This is a genomic window from Hydrogenoanaerobacterium sp. (assembly GCF_032017025.1).
Classification (GTDB): domain Bacteria; phylum Bacillota; class Clostridia; order Oscillospirales; family Ruminococcaceae; genus Hydrogenoanaerobacterium.
Genome location: NZ_DALZQO010000002.1, coordinates 110,797 through 136,542, shown reverse-complemented (window position 1 = coordinate 136,542; position 25,746 = coordinate 110,797). Strand labels below are relative to the sequence as shown.

At 45.0% G+C, this 25,746-nt stretch carries 20 protein-coding genes; 13 read left to right on the top strand and 7 right to left on the bottom strand.

The annotated features are described in order from the left end of the window. The first annotated feature begins 49 nt into the window (after window positions 1-49). Genes RTV33_RS02450 through RTV33_RS02435 form a run of 4 tightly spaced genes read left to right on the top strand, consistent with a single transcriptional unit; the run spans window position 50 to window position 3,784 of the window. Window positions 50-967 carry an ABC transporter substrate-binding protein gene (locus tag RTV33_RS02450; protein WP_312641185.1) on the top strand — a complete coding sequence of 306 codons (918 nt, stop codon included), beginning with the start codon at window positions 50-52 and terminating at the stop codon, window positions 965-967. Next, window positions 957-1,988, top strand: a complete 1,032-nt coding sequence (locus tag RTV33_RS02445) for an iron ABC transporter permease (protein WP_312641350.1) — start codon at window positions 957-959, stop codon at window positions 1,986-1,988. The genes RTV33_RS02450 and RTV33_RS02445 overlap by 11 nt, the downstream gene beginning before the upstream one ends. Then, on the top strand, window positions 1,989-2,744 hold the full coding sequence (locus tag RTV33_RS02440; RefSeq protein ID WP_312641183.1) for an ABC transporter ATP-binding protein: 756 nt from the start codon (window positions 1,989-1,991) through the stop codon (window positions 2,742-2,744). A 14-nt stretch (window positions 2,745-2,758) separates the two neighbouring features. After that, window positions 2,759-3,784, top strand: coding sequence for an adenosylcobinamide amidohydrolase (locus RTV33_RS02435; RefSeq protein ID WP_312641181.1), 1,026 nt, complete (start codon window positions 2,759-2,761; stop codon window positions 3,782-3,784). A gap of 266 nt (window positions 3,785-4,050) precedes the next feature. On the opposite strand, the gene RTV33_RS02430 is transcribed toward RTV33_RS02435, so the two are convergent. From RTV33_RS02430 to RTV33_RS02415, 4 genes are all read right to left on the bottom strand, one after another. Further along, window positions 4,051-6,693 (bottom strand): FtsX-like permease family protein, encoded by a 2,643-nt coding sequence (locus tag RTV33_RS02430; RefSeq protein ID WP_312641179.1) that lies wholly within the window; start codon window positions 6,691-6,693, stop codon window positions 4,051-4,053. After that, window positions 6,686-7,363, bottom strand: a complete 678-nt coding sequence (locus RTV33_RS02425; RefSeq protein ID WP_312641177.1) for an ABC transporter ATP-binding protein — start codon at window positions 7,361-7,363, stop codon at window positions 6,686-6,688. The genes RTV33_RS02430 and RTV33_RS02425 overlap by 8 nt, the downstream gene beginning before the upstream one ends. 115 nt (window positions 7,364-7,478) lie before the next feature. Continuing rightward, window positions 7,479-8,324 carry a HAMP domain-containing sensor histidine kinase gene (locus tag RTV33_RS02420; protein WP_312641175.1) on the bottom strand — a complete coding sequence of 282 codons (846 nt, stop codon included), beginning with the start codon at window positions 8,322-8,324 and terminating at the stop codon, window positions 7,479-7,481. Continuing rightward, the gene (locus tag RTV33_RS02415; protein ID WP_312641173.1) at window positions 8,325-9,002 is read right to left on the bottom strand and encodes a response regulator transcription factor; all 678 of its coding nucleotides are present in this window, start codon (window positions 9,000-9,002) and stop codon (window positions 8,325-8,327) included. It lies immediately after the preceding gene. A 593-nt stretch (window positions 9,003-9,595) separates the two neighbouring features. On the opposite strand from RTV33_RS02415, the gene RTV33_RS02410 reads away from it, so the two are divergent. Further along, window positions 9,596-10,357, top strand: coding sequence for a hypothetical protein (locus tag RTV33_RS02410; RefSeq protein WP_312641171.1), 762 nt, complete (start codon window positions 9,596-9,598; stop codon window positions 10,355-10,357). 122 nt (window positions 10,358-10,479) lie between these two features. Here the strand turns inward: RTV33_RS02410 and RTV33_RS02405 are convergent, their stop codons facing one another. After that, window positions 10,480-10,758, bottom strand: coding sequence for a hypothetical protein (locus RTV33_RS02405; RefSeq protein WP_312641170.1), 279 nt, complete (start codon window positions 10,756-10,758; stop codon window positions 10,480-10,482). 540 nt (window positions 10,759-11,298) lie between these two features. Here RTV33_RS02405 and RTV33_RS02400 point away from each other — a divergent pair. After that, the gene (locus tag RTV33_RS02400) at window positions 11,299-12,132 is read left to right on the top strand and encodes a hypothetical protein (RefSeq protein ID WP_312641168.1); all 834 of its coding nucleotides are present in this window, start codon (window positions 11,299-11,301) and stop codon (window positions 12,130-12,132) included. Between the two features lie 784 nt (window positions 12,133-12,916). Here the strand turns inward: RTV33_RS02400 and RTV33_RS02395 are convergent. Both RTV33_RS02395 and RTV33_RS02390 read right to left on the bottom strand, forming a co-directional pair. Beyond that, window positions 12,917-15,211: an HD domain-containing phosphohydrolase gene (locus RTV33_RS02395; protein ID WP_312641166.1), complete on the bottom strand. Its 2,295-nt coding sequence runs from the start codon at window positions 15,209-15,211 to the stop codon at window positions 12,917-12,919. Beyond that, window positions 15,186-15,452, bottom strand: a complete 267-nt coding sequence (locus RTV33_RS02390) for a hypothetical protein (protein ID WP_312641164.1) — start codon at window positions 15,450-15,452, stop codon at window positions 15,186-15,188. Before RTV33_RS02390 ends, RTV33_RS02395 begins: the two co-directional genes overlap by 26 nt. A 401-nt stretch (window positions 15,453-15,853) precedes the next feature. Here RTV33_RS02390 and RTV33_RS02385 point away from each other — a divergent pair, with 401 nt between their 5' ends. The 7 genes from RTV33_RS02385 (at window position 15,854) to RTV33_RS02355 (ending at window position 25,383) form a co-directional block, all read left to right on the top strand. Beyond that, window positions 15,854-17,575 (top strand): histidine kinase, encoded by a 1,722-nt coding sequence (locus RTV33_RS02385; RefSeq protein WP_312641162.1) that lies wholly within the window; start codon window positions 15,854-15,856, stop codon window positions 17,573-17,575. Continuing rightward, window positions 17,554-18,336, top strand: a complete 783-nt coding sequence (locus tag RTV33_RS02380; RefSeq protein WP_312641160.1) for a helix-turn-helix domain-containing protein — start codon at window positions 17,554-17,556, stop codon at window positions 18,334-18,336. The genes RTV33_RS02385 and RTV33_RS02380 overlap by 22 nt, the downstream gene beginning before the upstream one ends. Before the next feature lie 137 nt (window positions 18,337-18,473). Then, entirely contained in the window at window positions 18,474-19,511 is a 1,038-nt protein-coding gene (locus RTV33_RS02375) for an ABC transporter substrate-binding protein (RefSeq protein WP_312641158.1), read from the top strand. 40 nt (window positions 19,512-19,551) lie between these two features. Continuing rightward, window positions 19,552-20,637, top strand: coding sequence for an ABC transporter ATP-binding protein (locus RTV33_RS02370; RefSeq protein ID WP_312641156.1), 1,086 nt, complete (start codon window positions 19,552-19,554; stop codon window positions 20,635-20,637). After that, complete coding sequence (locus RTV33_RS02365; protein WP_312641154.1) at window positions 20,627-22,282, top strand: iron ABC transporter permease; 1,656 nt, start codon at window positions 20,627-20,629, stop codon at window positions 22,280-22,282. Before RTV33_RS02370 ends, RTV33_RS02365 begins: the two co-directional genes overlap by 11 nt. Before the next feature lie 555 nt (window positions 22,283-22,837). Next, window positions 22,838-24,115, top strand: a complete 1,278-nt coding sequence (locus RTV33_RS02360; protein ID WP_312641152.1) for an L-serine ammonia-lyase, iron-sulfur-dependent, subunit alpha — start codon at window positions 22,838-22,840, stop codon at window positions 24,113-24,115. Between the two features lie 77 nt (window positions 24,116-24,192). Continuing rightward, window positions 24,193-25,383 carry a dicarboxylate/amino acid:cation symporter gene (locus RTV33_RS02355; RefSeq protein WP_312641150.1) on the top strand — a complete coding sequence of 397 codons (1,191 nt, stop codon included), beginning with the start codon at window positions 24,193-24,195 and terminating at the stop codon, window positions 25,381-25,383. The last annotated feature ends 363 nt before the right edge of the window (window positions 25,384-25,746 follow it).

The following is a 25,746-nucleotide window of genomic DNA, read 5'->3' as shown; positions in this document are numbered from 1 at the left end:
ATTAGCTTTTTTGATTTTACAAAAAACACTACAAGAAAGAGGAAAAAACATGAGAAAAACAAAGCTTAGCCTATTGCTGCTTGCGTGCATTTTGGCAATTACCGTATTTACAGGCTGCCAGAAATCTGCTGACAATAACAGCGATACTTTTGCGGTTGTCGATATGACAGGACGCGAAATTAGCCTTGATGCACCTGCGACTAAAATTGTAGCACTCTCCCCTTCCGACTGTGAAATTATATATGCGCTCAATGCCGGTGAAACCATTGTGGGTCGCGGAGAATACTGCAATTATCCCCAAGAAGTGAGCAACGCCCCCATTGTACAGTCCGGCTCTGAAACAAATGTTGAAGAAATTATTGCACTTAAGCCGCAGGTCGTAGTCATGAGCAACATGGCACAAACCGACGAGCAGGTAAAGGCACTTGAGAATGCTGGAATTCAGGTGGTTATCAGCGATGCTCAGGATATAAACGGTGTTTACACCGCCATCGAGCTGATGGGCAAGGTTGTTGGAAACGAAAAAGAAGCCGCAGCACTTATTTCGGATATGAAGAAATCTTTCAAAGAAATTACGGACAAGGTTACCGAAAACTCAGGTAAAACTGTATACTTTGAAGTATCGCCTCTGGAATATGGGCTGTGGGCTGCCGGTAAGGGTACGTTTATGGATGAAATAGCCACAATGCTTGGTGTTACCAATGCCTTTGCAGACGTTGAAGGCTGGGCAGAGATTTCAGAGGAGCAGATTATTGAACGCAGCCCCGATTATATCGTAACAATCACAATGTACTTTGGCGAAGGTACCCCTCCCGTTGATGAAATTAAAAATCGTAAGGGCTGGGGCAGCATAAAAGCCATTGCAAACGATAAGGTGCTTAACGCAGATTCCGACAAAATATCAAGACCGGGCCCTCGTCTTGCAGATGCAGCAAAGGAGCTCTATGAATTTGTCTATGAAGAATAAGCGTGAAGGCTTTGGTGTGCTCCATTATATCATTATGGCAGCAGTGTCATTTGCTGTATTCATATTGTGTGTGTGCGTCGGCAGTGTCACCATACCCGCCGGGGATACGCTCACCGCAATTATCAACACAATATTTGGTCTGCCGATACCGGAGGGGATTTCCGGCCCGATTATTCTATTCGTTCGGCTGCCGCGCGTGTTAAATGTAGCCCTTGTGGGCGCCTCGCTTTCGCTTTGCGGGGGTGCCATGCAGGGGCTGCTCAGAAATCCGCTTGCAGACGGCTCCACGCTTGGTGTGTCATCGGGTGCCTCACTTGGCGCAGTGCTTGCGATTGCACTGGGGCTGACCATTCCCGGTTTTACCGGCGGCGGTATTATGCTGATGGCGATACTTTTTGCATTTGGTTCGCTTATGCTGATGCTGTCGTTGGCACATAAGCTTGATTACTCGCTTTCTACCAACACCATCATACTGATTGGTACTGTTTTCTCTATGTTTGCTCACAGCCTCATCAGCTTGATTATTGCCTTTTCGGGCGAAAAGGTTAAAACCATTACGTTTTGGACAATGGGGTCGCTGGCAAACACAGGTTATATCAACGTTATTGTGCTGCTCGCCGCACTGATACTATTCGGTGCGCTTATTTTACGTTATTGCCGTGAACTGAACGCATTTGCCGTAGGGGAAGATAATGCGCGCCATGTGGGCGTAAATGTAAAAAAAGTAAAGCTTGTTGTTCTGGTTGCCGTGTCGGTACTGATTGGAGTTTGCGTTTCAATCGGTGGTACAATCGGCTTTGTTGGTTTAATTGTTCCGCACATGACCCGTATGGTAGCCGGCCCCAACCATAAACGTCTGCTGCCGGCATGCATGTTTTCGGGAGCGGTGTTTTTAATGCTTGCCGATTTAATCAGCCGCACCATTCTAAGCCCTATCGAACTGCCGATTGGTGTTGTAACCTCATTTGTCGGCTCGGTTGTATTTGTCTATATTTTTTACAAGTCGAAGAAGGTGAACTAGATGCTTGAAGTGAAAAATGTTACCGTTAAATACGGTTCTCTTACCATTATCGACGATGTCAGCTTCACGCTCGGGGAAAACCAGTGGCTGATGATAGTAGGCCCCAACGGTGCGGGGAAAAGTACCGTTATCAATGCAATTTCACAAGGTGCGCCCTATACGGGAACCATACTTTTTAACGGCACAGACATATCACAATGTAAGCCATCAAAGCTGGCAAGAAATATTGGTGTTTTAATGCAAAACCATTATGTAGGTTATTCCTTTACCGTTGGTGAAATTGTTCGGCTTGGAAGATATGCCTATTCGTCGGGAATTTTCGGATCGACCTCAGATGAGGATGACGACCTGATAAAAGATGCGCTTGAGCTGACCGGTATGAGCAAACTGGCCGACAAATCGGTTCTGACGCTTTCGGGCGGCGAACTTCAGCGCACTTTTCTGGCGCAGCTGTTTGCACAAAACCCGCAAATTCTTTTGCTTGACGAGCCCACCAATCACCTCGACCTTGTGTACCAGAAGCTGGTGTTTGGGCTGATACGTGACTGGATTGATAGAACGGGGCGCTCGGTTATATCGGTTGTTCATGACTTAAGCCTCGCACGCGCATATGGCACCAATGCAGTTTTGATGGATTGCGGTAAAATTGTTGCATCGGGCACCGCCGAAGAAGTAATAAACCAGCCGCACCTCAACGATGTATATGCAATGGATGTTGGCAGTTGGATGCGCAGTATGCTTGCCCAGTGGCAGTGAGAGGTACGGTGAATATGATTTTACATACCTTTGAAAACGGTGATATACTGCAAAGACGAGGCGATGCCATCATAGCCAAGCTCAACGGTATGCGCAAGGTGCTCAGCACTGCGCCGCATAACGGGGGGTATAAAAGCTCCCTAAAATACATATTCAATCATGGCCTTGAAACGTCGGGTGAAATGAAAGCGCCTACTTATGCGGAGCATATTGCCGCTATTGCAAGCGAGCTTTCGCTTGACCCTTTCTATACCTGTGGAATGAGCACCGCCGCAGACGTTGAAAATCTTTCACTCATAACAGAAAGCTTTGAAGATTTGAGTGTTACTGCTGCAGTAACGGGCGGAATAGACATCAATGCGGGACGTGCCGGAGACCCCGCATTTTGGAACGAAAGCAGCGGTATATTCACATATGTGGCGGGTACCATTAACATCCTGCTGTTTATCAATAAAAACCTAACAGACGGCGCACTTGCACGTTCTCTGGTCACCTGTACCGAGGCAAAAACTGCGGCAATCGGTGAGCTGCTGCTGCCCAGCTGCTATTCAAGCGGGCTTGCAACAGGTTCAGGGACAGACGGTACCGCCATAATTGCAGATGCGGAGTCTGCTATAACCCTAACAGATGCAGGAAAACATACCAAGCTCGGTGAAATGATTGGAAAATCCGTAAAAAGTGCCGTAAAAGAGGCATTATATCTGCAAACCGGAGCCTGCCCATCGCGCCAGTTTGATGTTTTTCGCAGAATAGACCGATTTGGAATAACAGCTAAAAACACAAAGCTTAAAATGGATGTTCAAAATAAGCGTGAACTGGTCGTCTTCACCTCGCTTTATGTTCATCTGCTCGACCAGCTTTCGTGGGGGCTTATCAATGAGCAGGATGCTTTATCTGCGGCAGAAAAGCTTCTTTTGCTGATGGGGATATGCCCGCAAAGACTTAGTGATTCCCATGCTGTTGGCGGTGCCATGCAAAAAATGCTTGAGGCCTATAAAGCAGGAATTGAAAATGATCTAGACTCATCTATGCCGTTATAAACAAGGTCCTCCCTTTGCTATTTTTTGTGCAGTTAGCAGACCGCACTTTTATTATAGCAAAGGGAGTTTTTTTGCCCTCCTCTCCGCTTAAGCTTTTTGAACCACTCGCCTAGCGAGTGGTTTTACTATACAAAAAAGTGCCATCGTAATCGATGGCACTTAAGCAACAAAATATAAATAGCCTCCCACAAGTGATTACAGTTTTAACCATAACACGTAATTTTCTTGCATTGAATTTTACTACACGCAATGTTCATACCTAGATATTATTCTACTTCTCTCAAGCGTTCTACTATGCTCTGTTTAACAAGGCTCTTATATCCTAGATGCGGAACAACATAAGAAATGAACAACATAAACGGTATACAAATCAAAATGGGTAACACCGTTAATCGATATGAAAAAAACCAAAAAACACTTTCAAAGGCGGCACCTAAAAGTGGACCTGTTGCTAAGCTCAGTATCAGGCATAGCGCCACGGCGCCTATGGTGTAATACAGACTTTCCCATATCAGCATAATTTTCAACTGTTTACCAGTCATTCCGATGGATTGCAGCATTGCGAATTCCTTTCTGCGGGCAATGATGCTGGTTAAAACTGCATTTAGGAAATTCAAAATACCAACTAGACCAATCACAAAGCTGAGAACACTTCCAAGAAGTAGAAACATATTACGGAAGCTCTCAAATTCAGCCCTATAGGTTTCCTTACTCTCATAATCATACTGTGCTCCCTCACTTTGGGTATATTCAGATAAAAACTTCTCCATTGCAGGGATAGATTCTTCAGTGGTGTCAAAAGCATAATACATGGTGGTATTGGAGCCTGTATCCCTGGTGAAGATTTCTGCGCCCAAAACAAATGCATCTGCACCGTAATATCGATAGCTTAAGCTATGCGGTATTACCACCAGCGCTGCAACTTCATATTCAACATCACGGTATTCCAAAATTCGCTCCTTAAAGTCAGCACCTTCCGGAATAATACTCTCATATACTTCCCCTGTATTGGGATTATAGTATTCCATTTTATCAATATGTCGAATTGTTACTTTATCCCCTAGCTTTGCCCAATGGCTGTCAAGCAGTGGATTTCCGTAATCATCCTCAGAATAAACAGCTGCGATATAGTTTCCCGATGAGTCGTTTAGCTTTTTAATGTCCCCATTAAGGGTAGTGATTTTTTTCAAAATAAAATCTTCCATACCATACAACTGTATACGGTCTGATATTTTTCCATCGGGCAGCCTTTCCGCCCGCTTAATAAGCAAATCCAGGTTTTCCGGTGTAGAATACACTCCGTTTTTCTCTCGGTAATACTCTTCTGGTGAAAACTCAAGCATGGGCGAAACTTGGCCGTAGACGCGCCCTCCATCTACAATTTCTCCTTGGCTCTGGAGCAGTGAAATGGTATCCTCCTCCACTGCCACGCCTCTCCAGCCCTGTGTTACCTGAAAATATCCTGCCTCGGATACAGTAAAATCCACTACAACATTACGAAGATATTTATCCATATCGAAGCCATTCGTAAAAGTGAATGTAAGGTTTAGTAAGATAATGGCCAAAGACAGCGAAATAACGGTAATTACTGTTTTTACGCGGCTGCGGCCCAAATTTGCAAGCGCCATTTTTGTTAGAGAAATGCCTGCGGTGCTTTTACGGGTACCCCTTTTACTCTTTGTTCCCTCTGCATACCGAACAGCTTCAATGGGTGACACATTGGCTGCTATCTTTCCCGGCTTAGTGCAGGAGAGAAAGACCGTCAGCAGTGCAAACAGCGCAGAGCCAATAAAAATCAGTGGGCTTGCACTCTTTGTATTCACAGTTACACCGTTTAGCTGTGCAAAAATTACCGGTGTGAGCGTAACGCCAACCAAATACCCTAAAAGCAGTCCAATGGGAATTCCAACTGCAGAAAGAGCAAGTGCCTGCTTTCGGATAATCCGTTTAAGCTGCTTGGGTGTCGTCCCAATAGTCTTCAAAAGTCCATAGAAGCGAATATCCCCGGCTACCGAGATCTGGAATACATTGTAGATAATCAAATACCCGGTAAAGATAATCAGCAGAATCAGCACTGCAATACCTGCCACCGTTACAGGGTCTATGCTATCAGCAAGCTGTGCACCGGTATATCCCCAGTTTACCCCTGTGGCAATATAGTTGGGTTGGCTCTGGTCTTGGTCCTGATAACCGTGATTTGCCAACACTTTTTGGACATTACCCTCGATGTTCATGGAGTTTTTGAACATCACATCCATATTCCACGTGCCGGTCATGCCATCTTTACCGATAGTTCCCAGATTTTTAAATATTTCTTCCACACGACTTTGCGGAATCAACACGTGATTGGCAACAATGGCCTCATCATATTCCCAGAAGCCACTAAGGGTAAAGGTTTCGGTCGTTTCCTTTCCATCTACATCAAAGGTCATGGCAAACTGCGTGCCAACCACAGGCTCGATTCCTAGCAAAGATAATACCTTGGTGTCGGTGGCAGCCTCATTGGTACCCTCCTTAGGAAAATTGCCCTGGATGGGATCTAGATACATCCACTTTCTTTGATTCTCATCCGAGTAGCCTACCTCTACATGGGATTTGTTAAAAGGAACGTCGGATGGCATTCCTACAAAACGGCGTAGCCCGTATTCTTTGATCAGAGGATCATCCTTAAACTCATGAAACTGCTCCTCAGTGAGATACTTAAAGCTGCCGTGAGCATATCCACCAGCCTGACGAAAGTTTGCCTGCTGAAAAGCCTCGTTAAAGGACATCCCTATGGTAAAAACAGTTGTAAAAAGCATAGCGGTTAAGGCGACAGCAATAACAGCAATGACATTGCGTAGGCGATTTGCCTTTAAGGCTTTTATTGCAATACGATGAACTGTTTTTTTGTTTTTCACCTTATGCATGGGGGCCACCTACAATCTGTCCATCCTCGATGCGGATAATGCGGTCTGCAAGCTGGGCAATTTCCTCATTATGAGTGATCATCACAATGGTTTGCTTAAACTTTTGTCCTGTGACCTTCAGTAAGCTTAAAACATCCTGACTGGTTTTGCTGTCAAGGTTGCCTGTCGGTTCGTCCGCTAAGATGATCGCCGGCTTAGAAGCAAGAGCACGAGCAATAGCAACACGTTGCTGCTGCCCACCGGAAAGGTTATTGGGCAAGTTTTGCAGCTTGGCTTCCAGTCCAAGAGTTTTGATGATGTCGGTGACATATTCGCTGTCTACCGTATTGCCGTCAAGCTGAACGGGCAGAACAATATTCTCGTAGACATTCAGCACCGGTACAAGATTGTAGCTTTGAAACACAAATCCAATCTTTCTTCGGCGGAAGATGGTCAGTGCCTCGTCCTTCAGGCTAAAAATATCCTGACCGTCCACAACTACATTGCCCGAGGTGGGGCGGTCAAGCCCTCCCAGCATATGCAGCAGTGTAGATTTACCGCTACCTGATGTACCTACGATAGCGACAAACTCCCCATTTCCCACAGTCATGGTTACCCCATCCAAAGCATGAACGGCAGTGTCGCCGCTGCCATATATTTTCTTTAAATCTCTGGTTTCAAGAATAGTCATATTAATATCCTCCATGAAAATAGTCTGTATCATGTTTGCATAATACAGACTATACACGATAAATCTTTCGAGAGCCTTTCTAAACTTCTCTCAAATCTAACAGTTTTGAAAGATTTTAGCTTTCAAGAGGAAGGAAAACGGAAAAGGTGCTGCCCTTGCCAAGCTCGGATTGCACTTTTAGATACCCACCCTCATCGGAGAGGATTTTTCTTGCAAGATATAGCCCTATGCCCACGCCTTCCTCGTCACCGACTGTTGGAGAGCGATAGAAGCGGGTAAATATTTTTGCTGTTTCTTCTTCGCTGATACCAATACCCGTGTCTTTAATGTCAATTCTGGCAAACAACTCATAAACAGCTACGCTAATACAAATACTGCCACCCTGCGGGGTGTATTTGACAGCGTTATCTACAATGTTATAAATAGCCTCTGCCGTCCATTTTGGGTCAAATGCAGCATATGCTTCCCTGTTCTCGCAGGCGAGAGCAATACCCTTACACTGAGCCTTCGGTAATGCTTGGCGCATCACTTCATCCAAAAGCGACTGTATATCGCTTCGCTTAGGCGACACTGCAATGATTCCCGTTTCCAGCCGTGATGTTTTCACCAAAGAAGCGATGAGAAAGTTCAGCTTTTCTGCCTGCCCTACTAGGGACTGCACACATTGTCTTTCTTTCTCGGGAAGAACACTTTCCTCTAAAATTTGAGCATAGAGCAGAATATTAGCGATAGGTGTTTTAGTCTGGTGTGAGATATCCGAAATCAGTTCATTTATCTTTGCTTTTTCCTCGGCCAGCTGAGCTTTAGTCGCACTATTTGCTGCAAGATAATGGGATAGCTTTGTTTCCAATGCCGACGTTTTTGTTTCATCAAATCCATTTTCAATTGGTTTTCCCTCTATAGCGTTGTCGATCATCTGATTTAGGCGGCTTATGGTTTTGTCCGTCTTAAATATGCTCATTCACTTCACCGCCCATGTATAACCGATTCCATAAACGGTTTTGATATACTGGGGCTTTGCAGGGGTGTCCTCCAGCTTACCACGGAGCCGCTTAATTGTGACAGATAGAGCATTTTCATCTACATATTCGGCACCATCTGTCCAAATGCGATCGACTAATAAACTCCTCTCAAGGGTGCTGCCCCTGTTATCCACAAGTACACGAAGAAGTTTTTGCTCTGTTTTGCTCAACTCAATAGGAACGCTTTCTTTAACAAACTCCATTTTATCAAAATTAAAGGCAAAGCCGTCCTGCTGGAAGCAGTTTGTATTGGCTACTGTTTGCTTTCGCAGCTGGGTATTCACCCTCGCACGAAGCACAGCAAGGCTAAAGGGCTTCGTGATATAGTCGTCGGCACCCATTTCAAGGCCTGTGACAATATCGGTTTCCATATCATTTGCTGTCAGCAAAACAACAGGGATATTACTGCTTTTCTTAACTTCACACAGTAAATCCAATCCACTTCCATCTGGTAGGTTAATGTCTAAAATCAGCAAATCCACGATGTCTTTTGCAAGGCTGCTTCTTGCCGTTTTAATATTGTGGTATTGCAAAGTATTAATCTCATTATTTTGTAATGCAAGCGCAATCCCGTTAGACAATGCCTTGTCGTCTTCGACTATCATAATTTGTTTCAAAAGCACAACTCCTTCAAGTGTAGTCTCCATAAACAGCTTGTCCACATAACTTTTTTATCGCGTTGTGGTGTGAAATAAACACACCAGCTAGCTCTGTAAATATTATAAATCAAAATGTTCAGCTAGAAAAGGGTATAGCAAATAAACCAGGCCATTACTTCTCCTATTGTAAAATAATGCTTGCACTCTATTTGTACTATAATACACCACAATACTATCTTTGCCAAATTGCTAAACTTCGCATTATCTATGTAACAAGCCCTGGGCCCCTAGGCTTTTCCTTTGTTGGAGGAGGCACCATACAGTGCCCAGCGGGCTTAAAAAAAGGTGAAGGCACGCTGTATCTGTCAGTTATCCGTGGCCTGTTTGATGGCAGTATCGTTGTCTATCGCACCAGCACGCTTCAAAATTGCAAACTGGTGTTTGATGGCTTTCCATATTCTTCTGCCAATTCTTTTCTTGTAGCACCTGCTTTGTGCCACGCTAGTCTATCATCTAATATCATGTAACCATTGCAAATAGTTAAGCATAGAATACTAAGGAGATGTAGCCCGAAATATACTCTCTCTAAATTAACTAAAAGGAGAACAAAAATGAATCTCATAAAGACCGATGAAGAAGTTGTTCTGCAAGCAGCACCAACCTGTAGTACAGGGCTGAACCCGAATTGCGGAGAGTGCTGTAGCATCTTTACAGATACCGCAAAAAGAGCTGCTTTTGGATATCAATTGGAGGCCGCTGCTTGCGAGTGCCATGATATTTGTGTCGAGGATGTTAGAGATATCTGTGTAAAAACCAGAACACTAACGTCTTGCATACCTTGTAATCCTGATGGAACCGCAGGTTGCAGGGGAGGATTCTTACCGGATGGACCACCGACCGTACAAAGTTTCCGCGTTTTGTGCGCGGAGGAGCGCCTAAGCCCTGCTACCGGCTGTGACCGTATCATTAATGACGTTGAGTTTGAAGTAGTATTGCGGTTTGGAAGCACCTTTGTTGTGGTTACTCCAAAAGATACCTTCAATTGCTTCTTTAATGAATTTGCCAGATTCCCAAGTGGTACGTTCTTCCCCAATGACAATACTGGGCTCAATCAATTTAGAAATGAGCTGGCCCTTATTGATGGTTCTTGCAAAGTAATTATCATTGATAATGTAAGAGTAGCCACATCAGGAAATGATTGCTTACTGGTAATTGACTATAAAGTAGTCGATAAATTGTGGAAGCATGAAAACCTCCTGGTATCGGCAATCAAACCTTATGCAGAAAACGTTACAGTTAAGCAAGAATTCGCCCAAGGTCATACAATCGGCGCTTGCACAGGCAGCGGCCCTTGCACGGGAATCGTCGTATAATAAGCTTAAATAAAGCTGTTTGAATATTTCTTTGAATTGTCATTTTCTTTGCCACCCTATTCTTCTTTGATGGATATTGCAAACAGTAGGAGGCTCCCCTAAAGGGAGCCTCCTACTTGCTTTTACTTTTCTAATAAAGCTTCAATTTTGGTCAGCTTTTCTTCTATTCTTTGAAGGCACTCAATCATTTCTTTTTGATGAGACTCCTGTTTTACTTCATCCATAGTAGTGGCTTGCTGATGCCAATACGTGCTTTTTTTATATGTTTGGTAATTAGGGTCTCCCAATTTCTGGTTTAAACCTTTTATTTCTTCTAAAATATTAACGTTTTGCTCAGCGGCTGTGGCTTCCTGCTCCACAGGCAATTCATCAGGCTCTACATTATTAACGCGATCATCCATCTCTCTTCGTTCCCCTTCATAATTTAATAAAAAATAACAACAATTCCTTTATGCAGCATCCATATAACTTAATTGCTGTAACACAATATGTATTTTAAAAATATTATATGATTAGATGAAGGCGTAGGCTTGCCATAAAATGAACTTATTTGCAATAACTAAAAAAGAAAAATCGAAAAAACTTTATATGGAAGAAGCAACTATTTATAACTTATATCAGAGGTTACATAAATTAGAAAATGAAGCCGAACCATTAAAATAAGCTTTATATTCTACAAAAACAATAAATAGCACGGGTAAACAGCTTATAATTATCCGCGCTTTTTATTTTTCACTCGGGCTAATATGCAACATTTTTGACAGCTATTTAGCTTATTGGACAGGCTTATACGCTTAATAACGTTTTATAGAAACTGACATATATTATAGAGAGAGGAGAGGGCTAAAAAACGGCATTTCTCACCAAAGTCAAATTAAAACATCAACAATGATTCATCAGTTATTTTTGATTCATAATTATAAAAGGAGCATTTAGTAAGTATGTTAGAACATCAAGCACAATCATTAGGCATAGCCCTTAAACCATTTGAAAACAGTGCAACAGCGTCTGGTTTTATAGTTGTAAATACCGGTGAAGACCCCTGCCCTATCCAGGTTACCAGTAATGTTATTACTACAGATGTTGTTAAGGTAATCATTGATAACACTTCGGATAAGGAGTTTGCTGAGGCTGGTGATAAGATTAAATATACCGTTAAACTTATCAATAATTCTTCTGTTGACATATACGGAGTTAAAATCGTAGATACAATATCGCCTAAAACTATTTTAGTCCAGGACTCAATTGTTCCCGTTCCGCAGTCCGACGAAACGTTAGAAACAGGCGTTACTGTAACCAGTTCCGGTGAGGTTACGGTTGGCAGTGTACCCAAAGGGAAAGCAGCAACATTGGAGTACAAGGTAACTGTAAGCGAAGGAGCAACCGGAGATATTATTAACAGTGGATTTGCTACACTTAAGTTTAGAGATTACAAAGGAAATGAGTATTCAGGCAGTACCGATCCAAGCACGGCAATTACTAGTGTTGCTGCAGCGGGCCTACAAATTGTACAATCGGCAGATAAGACCTTCGTAGCAGAAAATAATGAAGATGTTTTATATACCCTTATCATTAAAAACACCGGTACCATCAAAATTGCTGATATTACAGTAACAAACGCTATTCCAGAAGGAATGAGCTACAAGCAGAACTCAACATTAAAGAATGAAATACTTCCATTGACGGATGAAAATCCTGCTGATGGTATCTACATTGGGGATCTTAACCCCGCAGAAACATATAAACTTCAATTTAGTTTGACTGCATCGTTATAAACCAGATTTATTCTTAAATAGATTTACTCCAGGGAGATGTTAGATTGACAGAATTTATAAATGTGGCCCATGCACAGGGTGTGTATAGTGGCAAACCAATTCGTGCAATAAGCAATCCGTGGAAAATAACAGTACAACGTAAGCGCTACTGTGTTTGTAAGTGTATACACCAAACTTTCTACGTGAGTGATTTGTTTTGTAATACTAAATGTTATGTATATTACAATGGTGTACGACCGTTTCAATTGAATGGCAGGTCTTATATTCGGGTCGGGTATGGAGTCTGTATAAAATATAAAGATTGTGATGGAACTAAGAAAAACGTAACCAGAGAGGGCAGCGTATTGTTTTTCGAACCCACGAAACCGTATAGTGGTAACTATACGGTACATATTCCCAACCTGCCTTGTTTTAAGATTTGTGGAAAAACAATTACAGCAGACTTCTCCATTGTATTGCACGATTAAGTATTATGTTCATATTGCAGAATAAATTCAAGAACGATAAAGCTCAGATAATACTATCCTAGAATAGGATAGTATTATCCTTTCAGTTGCAGTAAAGTAGGTAACTGCCCCTCGGCTTTTATAAAAATGGCGGGTACATCAAAGTACCCGCCATTCAACTTATATTTCTTAAAATTATAGATCTCCATTAATGAGTTTGTTATATGAATCGGTTCGTTACCGCGGTGTGGAATAGCAGCGCCATGACGGAAGTTTTCTATTATGGCAAAAAGAATTGCAGCGTTATTAAATCATATTTTACTTGTCTTTTTCATTATCTAAATCTCGGCATCCTCACAAAATACTCGTATGATATCAGGATCAAATTGTGTTCCGGCACACCTTCTTAATTCATTAAAAGCATCTTCTTTGCTTATCGTTTTCCTATAAGTTCGCTCAGCTGTCATTGCTTCATACGCATCTGCTATAGTGATAATTCTTGCGACAAGTGGGATTTCTTTGCCTTTTATGCCCCGTGGATATCCGGCCCCATCCCAGCGTTCGTGATGGGCTAACACATAATCTGAAATGCTCGAATATGCATCTGCCGATTTTAATATGTAGTATCCGATTTCTGTATGTCTTTTTACCACTTCATATTCAGAATTTGTCAGCTTGTCAGGTTTATTAAGCAGATTGTTATCAATAGCAATTTTTCCTATATCATGTAAAAGGCCTGCCATCTCAACTTCGTGCAAAAGCTCCTGATCAAAATTTAGTGCTTCACCAATTTCCCTGCTTATCTTGCTCACATTTTCAGAATGAATTCGTTCCCTTTGATTTGTTTCATTTAAAGTTTTTAGGATAACCTGAATGGTTTTATTTCTCATGCTTTGGCTTTCAATAAGTTTTTTCCGATACATACTTTCTTCAGCCTTTGCATAAATCTCCATAATATTTTGTTCATTGGAATTCTTGGTTTCCCATCCAGCAGAGACAGAAATAACAATTTCATTAAGGCTGATTTGTTCAAACTTACGATAAATGCGTTTTACTATAGTCTCGGTCTCTATATAACTTGTTTTTGGCAAAAGCACGACAAACTCATCGCCACCTATACGTGATAGAATGTCATCCTCTCTGCAGCTATTTTTTATCGTTTCTGCAACAATCTGCAAAAGTTTATCTCCCATCTGGTGGCCAAAGGCATCATTCGTTAGCTTCAAGCCATTTACATCGAACATAGCCAACGACAAGGGTAAGTAGTGCTTTGTATCCAGTCTTTTTAATTCCTCTTCAAAAAAATGCCGATTGTACAACCCTGTTAATGGATCATGATAGCTTAAATATGAAATCTCTGCCTGCTTTTGCTTTTTATCTGTATAATCCCTAAATACGATTACTGCACCCGTTATGTTCCCTTCGCTATCTAAAATTGGAGCAGTACTGTCTTCAATTGGTATCTCGTCTCCATTTTTGCTTATCAACACCGTATAATCATCTAGCTCATTGATTTTACCATTTTCAAAAGATTTTTTTATCGGACTTGGGCACTTTTCACGGGTAAACTCATTGATAATATTAAAAACAGTTTCAAACGGCAATCCGTGCGCATCATTACTCGTCCATCCAGTTAAGTTTTCTGCCACCTCATTCATAATTTGTACATTACCGTTTTGATCTGTCGATATTACACCGTCACCGAGAGAATGAAGTGTTGTTTCGAATAATAACCGCTCCGAATTTATTACTTCTTTGGCATTGAGCAATTCTCGATTCTTTTCTTTCAACTTTGAAATATAACTTGAAATGTGATTTAACATAAGAGTAATTCCTTTAGACAGAATTCCAATTTCATCATTTCTTTCTAAATACCTTTGTGGCAAAGAAATAGAAATATTGTTGCTATAATCCTCCATTTCTTTACAAATTTTAATTAAAGGGTCAGAAATACGGGCACTTACAATATATGTTATCACTACCCCAATCACACCGGCGCCCAGAACAAATACCCAGAGCATCTTGCTAAGTGTACGGACATTCCCCAGAGCCTCAGCCTCCTCAAGTCCGTAAGCAACAATCCACTGTGTGTCTGCGATGGGTGCATAGCCCACAATTTTTTTAACCCCATTATAGGTATATGTACCGCTGCCAACCGCACGGGTGGTCATGCTCTTGGTAAGCTCCCCAAGCTCGCGTAGGGACTCATCGGTTTTCATGTTTTCGATATCATTATCCTGTGCCAAGACCAGATCGGTGTTCTTATGTGCCACCGTAACACCCTGATTATTGACCATGTAGGCATAGCCTGTTTGCTTGTAGCTTACTTCGCTTATAATCTCGCTCAGCGCATGTCCATTCCTTCTGCCGTAGATGACCCCTACCACTGCTCCCTGCTTATAAACGGGTGCAGCAAAGATAAGCACCAGTTCCCTGGTGGCACTGCTGATAATTAAGTCTGAAACTGCTGGCTCACCATTTAAGGCGGTTTGAAAATAATCGCGGGAACTGATATTAGTGGTTTCACGCTTGGCATTAAAAACAATGGCATCACCGTTTTTATCGGCAAATGCAAAAGCGAGATAACCTGTTCTTTTGGCCTCTGCTTCAAAAAAAGCTGTTTTTTCCTTCAAATGTCATACTTTCGTCCAGTAAAATTGGGTTTTGGGCAAGAGAGCTGATGTAGGTTAGGCGCTCGTTCACCTTTGCATGGATATACTGTGCTTCCTGCTGCGCCATATCCATTAAGTCTTCGTGGGTATCTTGCGTAATATCCCCCGTGACTCTAAATATGAATAGTCCGCCCAACCCTGTCAACATGGCAAGAATCACTGAGGTAAATATCAGTACCAGCCTGCTTTTAATTGATTTCATGATTTACCTCCTCCTTTACAATTGACCAATATAAGGATATGCGCACCTTGACCATAATCACGCAGTTTGAATCTTAATTGTAGTTACATTTTAACATAAATACACTTAAAATAGAAGATATTTTGTAGAATTTTGTAGAATTTTTAATGTAGATAGCACTGCTTTAATCTCTTTTCAGCTCACGAAAAGGTCTACCGCATGATACTGTTGCCTACCACCAAAGTGGAAAGTACCGTTATTGCGGCACCGGAACACAATACGTACAGGCCCCGAATGAAGCAAACCCCTTTTTGTCAACCTGTAATTGGCAGCAAGGCACATACTTTACAGATTGTTGTACCTTAGTTGACATTTTGTGTTATAATTGTACACAATCATACGCATAGGGGGAGGAGCAAGCCATGGCGGAGCAACTCAAACACCAAAAGAGCAAATTCCAGCTGCAGCTTGAAAAAGAGGCAATCAAGAACCTGCTCGTGCTGGTTACCGTCGGTTGCGCCTGCTTTTCGATCGCCATCTTTGGCGTTAACCTCCTCAACGCCAAACTAAACGCCGAACGACACCTTGAGGCCATGAACCACACTGTGGAGTCGGTGTACGAGTCGGTGCAGGGCTACCTTGACGATGAGGCGAACCGCTCAATCCTTGTACGGGCAGTCACAGAGCGTCAAGGCGGCCGGGAGGTGCAGTATTCGCTTAACCGGTACAACGTCTCCGCGCCAACCACGCTCGAAATAATCCTGAGCGACGCTGATAACCGGGTTGTTTTCACCAGCCTGGCACAGGAGGCGCTCAACCCCCACCGGCTTGCCTTTAACCGTATTGTCAGCGATAACGCCCTGCGCGGCGGCGAGGGGATATACAACACGGTTTATTACTTTTCGGGTACACGTTCCGAGTATGTTTTTGCCATGCCTCTTTATCAGGATGGCAAGCTATGCGGCTTTGTCCAGCTCTACCTTGACTCGGCCGGGTGGGCGCAGCTGCTGGACAACTACCAGTACGATGCCATCATCACCGCGCAAAATGGAGCGGTCATCTATTGTTCAAGCGCCCGCTTCCTGCCCGAGCGCAGCAGTAACCGCTTTCGCGGCAATCAGAACACCCACATGATCTCGCTGCGCGGCGTACGGTATCTTGTGTCGTCGCGTTCCTTGCGGGAGCGCGGCATCATCCTCTATTCGTTCATCTACTACCCCAAGAACTATCTTTACGTTGGCATCGGCGTACTCATCATTATTCTGCTAGGCGGCGTATGGTTCAGCCTGTCACTCAGGATGTCCGGCGACATGGCGGCCAAAAACGCCCGCTCGGTCAACCTGCTTGTCGATGAGATGCGCATTATCAATCACGGAGACAGCGGGCACATCATCGTGTTGGATACAGGAGACGAGTTCGAGGAGATTGCCAACAGAATCAACGGCATGGTGCGCAGCCTGGGAGAGCTGCATGGGCGCAACACCGAGCTGATACGCCTAAACAGCAGTATCGAGATGCGCAACCTGCAGGCGCAGCTCAACCCACACTTTATCTACAACACGCTGGAAACGATTAAGTTCCTCATCTTCAGCGCACCTGACAAGTCCGCGCATCTCATCGAAACCTTTACACATATTCTGCGTTACAGCATCAACAACACCAAGCAGGATGTCCTGCTACGCGAGGATATGATCTATATCAACGACTACCTGTACATACAAAGCACCCGTTTTGCCGACAGGTTCATCTGCACCACAGATATTGAGGAGCAATGCTACGGCTGTATGGTGCCCAAGCTGCTATTACAGCCGTTGGTAGAGAATAGCATCAAGTATGGTTTTATGGGCCGCATGGAGGTAACGGTCAGGATACGTGGCTGGATGGAGGAGGGCTATCTGATGCTTACCGTAGAGGACAACGGCATGGGCGTATCTGCGCCTGAGCTGGAAATCTTGCGGCGAATTATCTCCGATTCGGGGGTGGAGACTGAGCACAACGGCTTGCAGAATGTCGCGCGGCGCATCGCCTTGCAGTACGAGGCAGACAGCAGGCTGACCATCGACAGTGTGTCGGGGCAGCATTTCAGAGTCAACATCAAGTTGTATGCCAAGGGAGGGAAATCATGTACACCGCAATTATTGTAGAGGACGAGGATATTATACGCAGTGGGATACGGCACTCGGTGCCATGGGAGCAATCCATGGTGACGATTGTCGGGGAGGCGCGCAACGGTGAGGAGGGTATCGCCCTAATCGAGGAGCTTAACCCCGATATTGTGGTCACCGATATCAATATGCCGATTGTGGACGGTTTGAAGATGATTGCCCAAACCAAATACCGCTATGACTATGTGGCGATTATTCTGACCGGCTACTCCGACTTCCAGTACGCACGCGAGGCAATCAAGAACGGTGTCTCGGACTATGTGATGAAGCCGTTGTGCATCGGGGAGATGCAGGAGGCGCTGGAACGCGCGGTGCTAGAGTGCAGGAATATACGCATCCTGCGTCGGCGCAACGAGACTGTACAGGAGCTTCGCAGTATATCGCTGCTGACCGAGGATGTTGACAAAGAGCAGCTCGACCCGGTCGCTGAACAAATTATGGACTACATCACACGCAACTACGCCAGCAAGATAACCCTTGCCGACTTTGAGGAGGCGCTGCACTACTCAGAACGCCACATGAACCAGCGGTTCCAAAAGGCGATGGGCACAACCATCATCGAGTACCTCAACCGCTACCGTATTCAGAAAGCGCTTGCCATGCTGTGCCAGCTTAAGGATTTTTCGATTACCGACATCGCCGCAAGCTGCGGGATAGGAGACTATAAATACTTCAATCAGGTCTTTCGCAAGTATATGGGCTGCTCCCCCAAGGAGTACCGCATCAACATCAGTGGGTAGCAATGGAGAAAATCCCGAGCAAGGAGTTCGGGATTCTCTCCATTTGTTCGTTTATATGGGTATTTTTTTTATTAATATTTGCTAAAATTTAAGTAAGCATTATGCAATATACAACTGTAAAAGGAGGATTTGTAAAAATGAAAAAGATTTTGGCTACTTTACTGGCTCTGACAATGGTAACCATGGCAGGCTGCGGCGGTGCGCCGGCGGCACCCGCCTCCGAGGCACCCAAGCAAGGAAGCGACAAGCTGGTCGTCTACTCCCCGAACTCCGAGGGACTTATCAACGCGACGATACCGCTCTTTGAGGAAAAGTATGGCATCAAGGTAGAGCTGATTCAGGCAGGTACGGGCGAGCTTGTCAAGAGAATCCAATCCGAGAAAGACGCTCCCTACGCGGACGTACTTTTTGGCGGCTCATGGTCGCTGATGTACGACAACAAGGATTTGTGGGAGCCCTATGTATCGGCAAATGATGCGGGCGTTTTCGATGCGTACAAGAACACCTGCGGCTTTATCACTGGCAACGTTCTGGACGGCAGCTGCATTATCATCAACACCAATCTGATTGGCGATATTAAGGTCGAAGGCTACGGCGACCTGCTCAACCCCGCGCTTAAGGGTAAGATTGTAACCGCCGACCCGGCAAACTCCTCCTCAGCCTTTGCGCAACTGACCAATATGCTGCTGGCAATGGGCGGTTACGAGAACGAGACTGCGTGGAAGTATGTCGAGGATTTGTTTACAAACATTGACGGCAAGATCGTGGAGAGCTCCTCCAAGGTTTACAAGGGCGTTGCCGACGGCGAGTATCTGGTTGGTCTGTCCTACGAGGATCCCTGCGCGCAGCTGGTACGCGACGGCGCTCCCGTCAAGATTATCTACCCCAAGGAAGGTGCCGTTTACCTGCCCGCTTCGGCGACCATCATCAAGGGCGCCAAGAACATGGATAATGCCAAGCTGTTCATGGACTTCATCCTCAGCGAAGAGGTTCAGAACATCTGGGGCACCACCCTTACCAACCGTCCTGTCCTCAAAGGCGCCAAGACCAGCGACTTCATGCTGCCCATGAGCGATATCAAGGTGATTGAGGAAGATATCCCTTATGTCAGCGCCCACAAGAAGGATCTGGTTGCCAAGTACACCGATATCTATACCGATATTGCTTCCAAATAGTCATTTCAAACGACAATAATTAGGTTGATGGAGGATAAAGATGAGTAGAATATCTGTTAAGGACGCTGTAAAAAAGTATGATAATGTCACGGTCATCCATAACCTCAACGTCGAGATTAAGGACGGAGAGCTCTTTACCCTTCTTGGACCCTCTGGCTGCGGTAAAACTACTCTGCTGCGCATGATTGCGGGCTTCAATTCCATTGAAGCCGGCGACATCTGCTTCAACGACATTCGCATTAACGACATGGACCCCAGTAAGCGCAACATCGGCATGGTTTTTCAAAATTATGCGATTTTCCCCAATATGACGGTGCGCGGTAACGTTGCCTTCGGGCTTAAAAACCGCAAGCTTGACAAGGTGACTATCCAGACCGAGACTGACAAGTACCTGAACCTCATGCAGATTATGCAGTATGCCGAAAGAATGCCCAGCCAGCTTTCGGGCGGACAGCAGCAACGTATCGCGTTGGCGCGCGCACTGGTCATTACTCCCGATGTACTGCTCATGGACGAACCGCTCAGCAACCTGGACGCCAAGCTGCGCCTTGAAATGCGCTCGGTCATCCGTCGCACCCAAAAAGACGTGGGCATCACAACCGTATACGTCACGCACGATCAGGAAGAAGCCATGGCAATCAGCGATACCATCGCTGTTATGAAGGACGGCGTCATTCAGCATATCGGCACGCCCAAGGATATTTATCAGCGCCCCCGCAATGTGTTTGTCGCAACCTTTATCGGGCGCACCAACATCCTGCCCGCGCAGGTCGAGAATGGCGAGGTGGTGTTCCCCAACGGCTACCGTATCGGGATAGAGACGCTTGCATCGGTTCCGAATCAGGAAGTGCAGTGCTCGGTGCGTCCCGAGGAGTTTGTGATCACAACAAGCGACAGCAACGGCATAAAGGGCGTCGTCAGGGAGTGCACCTATCTGGGGCTGAATACCCACTACAATGTCGAGATTGATAACGCCGCCACCGTCGAGATTGTATCGGAATCCACCATTTATGATGAACTGCGCCCCGGCCAGCAGGTTAAGTTGCAGGTCAAGCGCGAGAAGATCAATGTTTTCGACAAGAACGGCGACAACAACCTAGTGCGAGGTGAGCGCAATGAAGGATAACAGCAAGTTCCGTCTGGACATATGGGGAATTATCACACTCGGTGTGATTGCCGTGTACGTGCTGTTCCTTATCTATCCCATGGCGCACCTTATTCGTCAATCGGTGATGGATCCCGATACAGGGGCGTTCACCCTGGATTACTTCAGCAAGTTTTTCTCCAAGAGATACTATTCCGATACGCTTATCAACAGCTTCAAGATATCCTTTGTATCAACGCTGGTGTCTATAGCAATCGGCACGCCTCTGGCGTACCTCTTTTCCATCTACAAGATTAAGGGCAAATCGGTGCTCAATATTCTGATCATCGTGGCATCGATGTCCGCGCCTTTTATCGGAGCCTATTCGTGGATACTGCTGCTGGGACGCAGCGGCGTCATCACTACATTCTTCAAAAACATCGGCATCGCTATACCCGATATCTACGGCTTCACCGGTATCGTGCTGGTTATGTCGCTGCAGCTGTTCCCGTTGGTATTCCTCTATGTCAGGGGCGCGCTTAAAAATATTGACAACTCGCTGATCGAGGCTGCAAACAATCTGGGCTGCGCGGGTGTCCGCTGCTTCTTCAAGGTTGTTGTCCCGCTGATCATGCCCACGCTACTTGCGGCAGCGCTGTTGGTGTTCATGCGCAGCTTTGCCGACTTCGGCACGCCCATGCTCATTGGCGAAGGCTTCCGTACCTTCCCGGTGGTACTGTACACCGAGTTTATCAACGAGGTCGGGGGCAACGACGGCTTTGCCGCTGCAATTGCCGTTATCGCCATCCTTGTGACCACTGTCGTTTTCCTTGCGCAGAAGTACGTCTCCAATAAGAACACCTTTTCGCTGAACGCGCTGCATCCCATTGAGGAAAAAGAACCCAAGGGTGTCGCCAAGGTGTTTACCTACCTTGTCAGCTATCTGATTATTGGTGTGGCGATCTTACCGCAGGTGTACATCATCTACACCTCCTTCAAAAAGACCGAAGGAAAGCTCTTTAAAGACGGCTACTCGCTGAATAGCTATGCCTCGGCTTTTGGTAAGCTGGGCAGCAGCATCCAGAATACAATCATCATCCCCATGCTTGCACTGATTGTTATCGTCCTGCTTGCGGTGCTCATTGCCTATCTGGTTGTGCGCCGTAGGAACGGCCTCACCAACACAGTGGATATCCTCTCGATGATACCCTACATCGTCCCCGGTACCGTGCTTGGTATCGCGTTGCTCACCGGCTTCAACAAGCCTCCGCTGCTGCTCTCCGGCGGTATGCTGATCATGGTTATCGCATTGGTTATCCGCCGTCTGCCCTACACCATTCGTTCCTCAGTTGCCATCCTGCAGCAGATTCCCATGAGCATTGAGGAAGCTGCCATATCACTGGGTGCCAGCAAGATGAAGACTTTCTTCAAGGTTACGGTACCAATGATGACGGCGGGAATTGTCTCTGGCGCAATTCTAAGCTGGGTCACAATGATCAGCGAGCTCTCGACCGCCATCATCCTGTTTACGGGACGCACCAAGACGCTGACCGTCGCGGTATATACTGAGGTCGTACGCGGCAACTACGGCATAGCCGCAGCATTATCCACCATACTTACCATACTTACAGTGCTCTCGCTGCTAGTGTTTAACAAAGTCAATGGCAGCAAGGAGTTTAGCCTCTGATTCACGCATAAAAACGACGGTATGAGATCTGAACATTTTTATTGAAATGTCCAGAATCATACCGTCGTTTTTATGCAAGTTTTTACATTATTTACTTTGGAGATAACAGTATTTGTTAAAATAAAATAATCTTACCGCTAGCACATGGGCACCTCCTATGAGAGATCGCCCTTTCTGTTCATACGAAATAATGGAGGTACATTTAGAGCCGGTTGGCTGCATATGTTCTTTGTGATATAAGCTCTATCCGTGCAGACGGCATGCCCGTGAATAACAAGAGAGGCATGGTGTTTATTTTTATATTTTATGGAAGCACATCCTTCAACCGTTTCAGCTCCTTAATTTTATTGACGTCTTTCATTGTTTATCAAAACCTCGGCAATACCATTTCAGCCTATGCAAAACGACCGGAAAAGTAACTTAAACAGATCTGAAAATGATATAACAGAAATAGTCGTTTGTAGTATATTAACAATATTTTAATAAACTGTTGAAATAATATACACAAGTGCTATAATGCTGCTATAGGAATCTAACGAAATGGGGAAGAAAATCATGAATCCAGCGGATAGCAAGTATAAAAACTACTTGCAAATATTAAGAGAGGAGCTCGTACCCGCCATGGGGTGCACAGAGCCGATTGCGATTGCCTACGGAGCTGCCAAGGCAAGAGATACTCTGGGCGGTATTCCTGACCGTGTGCGGGTAGAGGCAAGCGGCAATATCATTAAAAACGTAAAGAGTGTAATCGTGCCGAACACTAATCATTTAAAAGGAATTGAAGCGGCGGTCGCTGCCGGTATTGTAGCGGGAAAATCCGAAAAAATTTTGGAAGTGATTGCCGATGTCAGCGAGGAACAAAAGCTGGACATAGCCAGGTACATAAAAGACCACAACATTGAAGTTACAAATGCGAACACCGGTCTTATTTTTGATATTATCATTACTTTGTACAAGGGCACGGAATATGTAAAGCTACGAATCAGCCATTACCATACCAACATTTCACTTGTAGAAAAAAACGGGAAAATTCTGTTCCAAGTCGGCGATGTGGCTGCCAAAGAGGAAGGGCTTGCCGATCGAAGCCAACTCAATATCGAGGATATCATTGATTTTGCCGACACGGTGCTACTGGAAGACGTAGATAAGCTGATTGGGCGGCAGATCGATTATAATTATGCCATTGCCCAAGAGGGTTTGCGGGGTAATTATGGTGCCAATATCGGCCGTGTGATGCTGAATACCTATGGAAACGATATTAAAAATCGCGCAAAAGCGATGGCAGCGGCCGGGTCGGATGCCCGCATGGGCGGATGTGAACTGCCGGTTATTATTGTTTCTGGCAGCGGCAACCAAGGTATGGCGGCTTCTCTCCCGGTAATTGAGTATGCGAAAGAGCTGAATGTCGGTCGGGAAAAGATGATCCGGGCGGTGCTGCTTTCCGATTTAGTTACAATTCATCAAAAAACAGGAATTGGGCGGCTTTCGGCTTATTGCGGCGCAGTGAGTGCCGGATGTGCCAGCGCTACAGGCATTGCCTATCTGATGGGCGGACGGTATGATGAGATTGCTCATACACTGGTGAATTCGCTGGCGATTGTTTCAGGAATTGTATGTGACGGTGCAAAGGCTTCCTGTGCGGCCAAAATCGTTTCAGCGGTTGATGCGGGAATTTTGGGCTATTATATGTATGAAAACGGGCAACAGTTCTATGTAGGCGACGGAATCGTTACAAAGGGGGTGGAGAATACCTTACGCAATATTGGACGGCTTGGAAAGGAGGGCATGAAGGAAACCGATAAGGAGATTATCAAAATCATGATTGGAGAGTAAAACAGAAATTCCAACTAGCGATGCGATTATTAAATGTGGCTGGCTAAATCAGTCGAGCCCGACAGAGGAGTTTTAGTATGAAAAAAATTTTATCAAGTTTGCCTTTTAAGCTATTGGTAGGTGTTGTTCTTGGTATTGTGATTGGCCTTGTGGCCAACGAAGGCTTTATGAATTTTATAGTGGCCATAAAATACATACTGGGGCAGGTTATTTTCTTCTGCGTACCGCTAATTGTAATAGGCTTTATCGCGCCATCAATCACCAAGCTTGGAAGCAGCGCTTCGCGGATTCTGGGTGTGGCGCTGGTTCTGGCATATGTTTCGTCGATTGGCGCGGCAATCTTCTCTATGTTTGCGGGATACGCACTGATTCCCAACCTTTCGATTGTTTCTCAGGTCGAAGGGCTCAAGGAGTTGCCGGAGCTTATTTTCGAACTAAATATTCCGCAAATCATGCCGGTCATGAGCGCGCTTGTGCTTTCTGTTTTGCTCGGTCTCGCCGTTACCTGGACAAAATCGAAAACATGGATATCCATTTTAGATGAATTCCAAAAAATCGTATTGATGATTGTCACCAAAGTCGTTATTCCTATTCTGCCTGTGTTTATCGCAACCACCTTCTGCGGCTTGGCCTATGAGGGGACAATTACCAAACAACTGCCGGTCTTTTTAAAGGTCGTCTTAATTGTCATGGTTGGGCATTATATCTGGATGGCTTTGCTCTATGCACTTGCCGGCGCATATTCCGGTAAAAACCCGATGAATGTCATAAAGCATTATGGCCCAGCGTATATTACCGCTGTTGGCACCATGTCATCGGCGGCTACCTTGGCCGTTGCATTGCGTTGTGCTAAAAAATCCGATGTACTACGCGGAGATATGGTAGATTTCGGCATACCGCTTTTTGCGAATATCCATCTGTGCGGGTCAGTTCTTACCGAGGTCTTTTTTGTAATGACGATATCACAAATCCTATATGGCAGTCTGCCTTCAATCGGTACAATGATTATGTTCTGCCTTTTCCTTGGGGTTTTTGCTATTGGTGCACCGGGCGTTCCAGGTGGCACGGTTATGGCTTCGCTCGGCCTGATTGTCGGGGTGTTGGGTTTTGACGCTACCGGAACGGCCTTGATGCTGACAATTTTTGCCCTTCAGGATAGCTTTGGCACAGCTTGTAATGTAACCGGAGACGGTGCGCTTACACTTATGCTGACCGGGTATGTGGAAAAGCATAAAATTCAGGATCAGGTTCACGCGATTGACTTATAGGTACTAACGTTTTCTCTGTTAGATCAAAGAAGTGGTCGCCATGAAAACGAACCAATTGACCGATTTCTATTTGATGTTTATTGCCAACATCTAGTTTTGCTCAAGTAGAGAAAACCGGCAGATCAACGACATGCCGAAGTGATTGAGCGAAACCAATTATGCGGCCTTCATTGTCCAATTGCAAAAGATATTGGGGATATACCCGTTCAATGGCTACGCATATTTACCAATTCCCTCAAAATGCAAATACAATATTACTTAACCAAACCCTCGTTCGGATGTATACTGAACGAGGGTTTGGTCGTTTAAAGCGTGAACCGGTCGATGATAGTTGAAATAATAAACATATCGCTTAAGGACATT